The organism is Methanothermobacter sp. K4, from assembly GCF_022014235.1.
In the GTDB taxonomy this organism is placed as follows: domain Archaea; phylum Methanobacteriota; class Methanobacteria; order Methanobacteriales; family Methanothermobacteraceae; genus Methanothermobacter.
Genome location: NZ_JAKLTD010000002.1, coordinates 1 through 6,584 on the forward strand (window position 1 = coordinate 1; position 6,584 = coordinate 6,584).

Consider the following 6,584-nt stretch of genomic DNA (forward strand, 5'->3'; position numbering starts at 1 on the left):
GATGTCTGGTTACCTGTATCATTTGATGTCTGGTTGTCACCTTCCGTTGATGTCATGTTATTGCTGGTTTCTGTCCCATTGAGTGTCCCGTTATCTGATATCTCAACGGCACCTGCCATATTCGAGCCCAGAAATAGCACCATAACTAGGGCTATCAGTAGATTCAGTTTTCCCGAAATTTTACCGCCTCCACTGGGGTTTCGGAAACCCCACATACACTCTTAAAAACTGCATTGTATATAAATATTGTGGTTTAAAATCGGGAAAAAAACAATATTAGAGCATTTTAAATCAAAATAAACACTATTACGCCTTTTTTTCAGGGCCATGCACCGGTGTGGTCTTAGCATGACGTGATTAACCGAAGGACAGATATGAAGGCCCAGATTCAGCTTTAGAGCTCTAAAGAGGGTGTATTTTCAGGTTCATGAACCCATGATCCTGATGGAATTGTCCTCAAATCCCATGGAAAGCCACTGTGGCGCCTTCAGCGGTTCCATGAATTGATCAGAGTATCTTAAAATGGGCGCTCACTCCTCAAGTTCACAGACACCCTTGTAGCAGCTGAATATCTCCCCCGATATCCTCTCTGTTGCTTCACGTTTCTCTGAGACAACAACATCGGCCCCTGCAGTGTATAAATTCTCTGTATTTTCAAATCCCCTTATACGGGCGATTATCTTCATTCTCTCATTCAGTGCCCTGGCCTCATGGATCGCGTGGACCGTTGAACGGTAGTCTGCAATGGCCACCACCATAACCGCGGCTTCCGGGACATTGAAGTGCCTGAGAACACCCACGTGGGTACCGTCCCCATAGTATACATTGAGGCCCTCATCCCGGGCCCTCTTAACGGTTTCAGGGTTAACATCTATGCCTATGTAGGGTATGCCGTGGTCCTCAGATGTCTCTGCAAGCCTCCTCCCGGTTATGCCCATACCAATGATGATCAGGTGATCCTCAAGGTTAACCTCAGGTTTGAGGTACCTCCTGCCGTTCTTTATCCTGGGATGGATATCCGCCTGGATGATCCTCTCTGAGATCCTGGGTGAGAGGGATATGAGGAATGGCGTAAGGGCCATGGTTATGAGTGAAACCGACAGGAATGCCTGGAATGTGAAGCGGTCCATCAAACCGTACCTGAGACCTGACTCAGAGAGTATGAATGAGAATTCACCTATCTGTGCCAGCACAACCCCTGTTAGCACCACAACCCTTGCTGAGAACCCCATGATGAAGCCCACGAAGCTGTTGAGGGCGATCTTTATCATCATAACACCAATGAGTGCAAGGATGATGAGGGGCAGGTGCCCCATAAAGAACCCCACATCAAGGAGCATCCCCAGGGATACGAAGAAGAAACTCAGGAAGACCTCCTGGAATGGTAGTATGGTCCCCTGGGCCCTGTGGGCATAGTCTGTATTTGCAACGATGAGGCCTGCAAGGAAGGCACCCAGTGCCGGGGATAGTCCAGCACTCCCGGTGAGCCAGGTTACAGATGCACATACAAGTATCACGGTGAGGAGGAATATCTCCCTGCTCCTTGTGCCTGCAACGATATCAAAGAGCCTTGGGACGATCCACCTGGCAGAGATAAGGGTCCCGGTAAGCACAGCTCCCCCTGTGAGCAGGGTGTGAAGTGGTGTCGAACCACTGGCCCCTGCAAGGAATGGTATTGTGAGTATCATGGGCACCGCAGCCACATCCTGGAATATGAGGATGGCGAGGGAGGCCTGTCCATGTGGTGTCTCTGTCTCATGGAGGTCCTGGAGGACCTTCAGTACAACGGCGGTACTGCTCAGGGCGATGAGAAAACCCATGAAGACAGCCTTACCCGGGTTCAATCCAAGCATCAGTGTCAGGAATGCCACTATCAACACTGTGAGCCCTATCTGCAGTGTACCACCAAGGAGGGCGGTCCTCCTGAATTCACCGAACCTCTCAGGGGACATTTCAAGTCCAATGGTGAAGAGGAGGAGTATGACACCGAGCTCCGCAAGGCTCTCTATGCTGCCTGAGGATATGAGGCCAAGGACCGAGGGGCCGGCTATGACCCCTGTTACAAAGAATCCCAGTATGGTTGGAAGTTTGGCCCGGTTCAACACAATGAGGACAATAAGTGCAAGGCTGAATATGATGACTATCTCCCTGATGAGTGGAACCTCCATGATAACACCCTGTTTTATGACGATCCAGTGCTCTTATCTATATATAGTGTGTATTTAACCTATAAGTCTTAATTAAAGAGAAAAGAGGGTCTTGTTCTTAAATTCTCTATCTTTTATTTGATGAGAGATTTTCTTTTTATGGTAATGCCATCTTAAAAAAATAAATAAGGGTTTTTCACCCTTAAAATGGTAAACTCGCGTATATGCCCTTTATCACTGCGCTGGAAGTGTTCCAGTTGTTCACAATTCCAAGGCTGTTTCTTGAGCTCGTTGCATCTGCAGCGTACCATGTATCGCCAACAAGGAGCTGGGCCCACACATGACCATAGGTGTTCCCTGATGTGAAGTTACAGGTCCCATGAACGTACCTTGCAGGTATCCCTGAAGCCCTTGCAAGGGCCACAAGGAGGTGTGAATGGTCCACACAGTTGGCTGTCCTGTTCTCAAGTGTCCCCAGGGCACCGTACCTTGTGTTGTAGTAGAAGCTGTAGTTCACGTTGTCACGCACCCAGCAGAAGATTGCTGATGCCCTTGCAAATGTTGATGTGAGTCCACTGGTAATGCTGGATGCAAGGGACCTTATCTCCCTGTTATCAACAGGACAGTTGGCTGATGATGCAAGGTACTTCCCGGTACTCTCTCCACTGTAGGGGTCGTTCTCTGGCCGGTTCTTCAGTGAGGACGCCAGCTTTGTCACGGTCACAGTATTTGGAAGTCTCCTGTTGTTGCTGTAGAAGCTCAGAATCCTTGAAACTGAGTATACAAGGCTCTCATACGAGATTCTACCTTTACCTGAACCTGCATAGTTTGGGGCTCTCTGGTTCCTTTCCATGAACCCCTGAACCATGGATGCAATCTTAAGGTACTCATCCCTTTTTATGGTACCTGTCGCATCCCCTGCAGGGTTTGCTGCCTCACCGGCGTTAACCGGTGTTAGAGGGGTGTTCTTCCCCAGATTTATCTGGTTGAGGCATTTAACCATTAGATGCAGGAACTGGGCTATACCAAGCCTCTGGTTTGACACCTGCACATACCCGGGTAGGCTCTGATTCTGATCAATGTATATCTTCAGTGATTTTGCCGCGGAAAGTACCTGTTCCCTTGTGAACCCTGAGTTGCCACTGGCAGCATCACTGCTGCCGGAATTGTTACTGGCCGGGGTGGATGACTTTACAGAATTCAGTGTGTCAAGTCTGATATAATTTGGAAGGCGTTGATTTGTCACTTTAAAATTAATTGCCCTTGCAAATAGCCACACAAGTGATTGGAATCCTATCCTCTGGTCCCTGAAGCTGTATCCAGGGTTGACTCCACTCTGGAGTACTCTACCTGCAACTTCAAGGTAGTCCTTCAGGTAAATTGAGCCTTTGAGCACGGTTCCAGATGTTTCTGACGGTACCTGTACCTGGTTCACTGAGGGTGTCCTGTTGAGGACGTACTGTGCTTCAAGCTGCAGGAACTGTGCCAGGTTCACCTTCACATCCCCCACCTCCACGGTGAGGGGTAGACGCCTGTTCTTGGCAATGAAGGCATTGACACGGACTGCCGCGTCCTCAACATCGGCCCTTGAGACTGATGGGCCCGCTGCAGCGACTGGAGTTTTACTCTTATTCTCCAGGCTGCCCCTAATCTCTGCCGCTGTGGAGTTAGTCTCCATAACTGTACTGCAGGTTTTCGGTGTCATGTTATCAGGAAGCAGTGCTTCTTCACCTTGTGTGTTCTGGGCATAGATCTCTCCGGTATTGAGTAACACCATGCATGCAAAGAGCACGCACAGGAGTTGCATACCACGGGATATACTATCGCCTCCAGATGCAGGAAGGAATCCTGCAAGGATATATTTTTCTCCCTGATTTTATTTATAGATTTTGATATTATTCTGAACTTTTTTCATGATTTTCCAGTAAAATAAAATCCAGTGACTCCAATAGGCAGTATACTGTTTTTAAACATCGGATAAGCAGATACCGGTTAAAATCTTTCTCTGTACCTTATCTCTGAGAATTCTATCCGGAACTCTGTACCACTACCAGATGTATACTCAAGTGTCCCATCCAGCTGCCCGGTGAGGTTCCTCACAAGGAGCATCCCCAGGCTTCTGAGGTTCTCAAAGCTGAAATCAGGAGGGAGGCCCACACCATTATCAGCAACCCTTAAGACGAACCGGTCACCCCTCCTTTTAAGGGAGACAAGGAGTTCACCATCGCCGTTGGGGAAGGCATACTTGAAGGCATTTGTCACAAGTTCATTGACTATAAGACCGAGGGGCATTATGGTGTCAATGTTCAGTTTAACCCTATCAACATCAAATCTGACATCAACACTCTGATCAGGCTTCTGGTAGGAGAACATGATGCTCCTCACAAGACCCTCAATATAGCCCCGGACGTCTATATCGGAGAGGTTTTCTGATCTGTAGAGCTTCTCATGTATCATGGACATGCTCATCACCCTCCCCTGACTGTCCTTTAGGGTGCTCACAATCTGGGGGTCCTTTATGTAACTGCTCTGAAGGTTCAGGAGGCTTGATACAACCTGGAGGTTGTTCTTGACCCGGTGGTGTATCTCACGGAGCAGCAGTTCCTTCTCCTCAAGGGACTTCAGGAGTTTCTCCTGGTAGAATATCCTTTTGAGTGTGGATGCAGCCTCTGCCCCAATGGTCTCAAGGAGCTTAAGCTCGTATTCGTCGGGTTCATGACCGTTCCTGAACACGAAGAATCCCAGGAGATCATCCCCGTGCCTCATGGCAGCTACGATTACCCCACCATCCACAAAGACATTCTCAAGAGAGAGACCCTCCAGGATACCTGTGAGGTCAGTGTCCTGGAATTCATGACCATTTCCCTCAGCAGGAACCGGCTTACCATCCTCCATGATGTAAGCCTGCCCCTCCTTAAGGGATAGGTGTTCATGGGTGAGGCTGAAGACATTCCTGAATAGCTCCTCAGGGCTTTCGCTGTGGTTTATCAGGGTTATGGCCTCATTGATAACCCTGAACTCGTGCAGCCTCATCCTGGTGAGCCTCTCCGATTCCTTTGACTCCTCTATCCTGTCCCTGAGCCTGAGTGTGTGTCGGAGGTCCTGGGCAACCAGGGAGTACCCGATTGAGTCGGCATCCTCCCTTATAAGGGATATGAAGAGCTTCACGGGTATTCTCCTCCCCCCTGAGGTGATGTAGTCAATCTGGACTGGCCTGTGGTGATAGTCGCCCTTTCCACCGGCATTCTGCCTTATAAACTCAAATTCCTCTTCAAGGATATCGTGGTGTTCAGGTGCAACCAGGGACCTCCAGTCATCTGCATATTCAACACCAAGCTCCTTAATGGCCCTGTAGTTCAATCGGATAACCCTTCCATGGGAGTCCAGGAGAACAACAAGGTCTGTGACCTTATCTATTATGCTCTCCCCGGCTAGTGATGGGTTTATGGTGATGGGTGGGTAGTGGAGCAGGGCATAGGCCATACCCCCCGTGGCAAGGAGTGCTATTATGTGGCTTATGGCCTGAATACTGTGAACCCCAATGGAGGGAAGCAATGAGTTGACCACCCAGCATGCGATCAGGCTGAGGGATGATGCCATGAATATTATGGTGGACATCTTCCTTTCACGTTGAGATGGGGCAGTCCTTGCATGGTTCCATATTATTGAGACCGCAGCTGCGAAGTACCCCACAAGGTAGATCTCAAAGAGCAGCCACCAGATCCCGTTCTCCTCAAGCTGTATGTTCCAGAGGCCACCATCAGGGACTATCACAGGTGTTATGAGTGCAGTCTTAAGGAGGAGGTATATGAAAAGGAAGGCTGGAATCAGGGTTACGAGTGAGGCAGCCTTATTTATCTTTTTATCACCGGCAGAGAGCACCAGGGCGAAGTTGAGGAAGAGTGCGGGCATAAGGATACGGGCAACCCCTGAGAGGATGTACATCAAAAGCGCCTGTTCCACCGATGATGCCATGTAGAATATTGATAATGTGAGGGCCCACCATGCCATGGAAAGGGCTATTAAAAGGAAGCTCCACTCCAGGTTACCCCTGCTTCTTTTTAGAGGATAGAACCCCATTATGAGGTAGGATACAAATGCCAGTACAGATAGGGTGCTGTAGATGTTCATCCTCCACACATCTTCAAAATTTATACATAAAATGAGGTGGTATATGGGTATATAAAGGTACCTCTAAATATACCTTTACGGTTTTCACTTGCATGGCGTATTTTCTTCATAGTCTGTAATTCACTGACCAATGGTACTTGAACCAATCGTATCATTTAAGAAGCCATCAGACCCCGATTGATACTGCATGCCATCCAGATATTTTGTCTTTATAGACACACTGATGGTTTTATGCTAAAACATTGCTCATGAATTTGGGTTTAATGGGCATATAAATCATATTAGAGTCCTAGTGTTGGGTCCTGT

4 protein-coding genes are annotated in these 6,584 nt (G+C 48.4%); all 4 read right to left on the reverse strand.

Annotated elements, in window-relative coordinates; genetic code table 11:
- Positions 1 to 215, reverse strand: a 215-nt coding sequence (locus tag L5462_RS03895) for a hypothetical protein (protein ID WP_237779510.1), incomplete at its 3' end; no start/stop codon positions are given.
- A gap of 315 nt (positions 216 to 530) precedes the next feature.
- Positions 531 to 2,168, reverse strand: a complete 1,638-nt coding sequence (locus L5462_RS03900; protein ID WP_237779511.1) for a cation:proton antiporter — start codon at positions 2,166 to 2,168, stop codon at positions 531 to 533.
- A gap of 181 nt (positions 2,169 to 2,349) precedes the next feature.
- Positions 2,350 to 3,954 (reverse strand): pseudomurein-binding repeat-containing protein, encoded by a 1,605-nt coding sequence (locus tag L5462_RS03905; protein ID WP_237779512.1) that lies wholly within the window; start codon positions 3,952 to 3,954, stop codon positions 2,350 to 2,352.
- Positions 3,955 to 4,139: 185 nt separating this feature from the next.
- Positions 4,140 to 6,278 carry a histidine kinase dimerization/phosphoacceptor domain -containing protein gene (locus L5462_RS03910; RefSeq protein ID WP_237779513.1) on the reverse strand — a complete coding sequence of 713 codons (2,139 nt, stop codon included), beginning with the start codon at positions 6,276 to 6,278 and terminating at the stop codon, positions 4,140 to 4,142.
- Between the last annotated feature and the right edge of the window lie 306 nt (positions 6,279 to 6,584).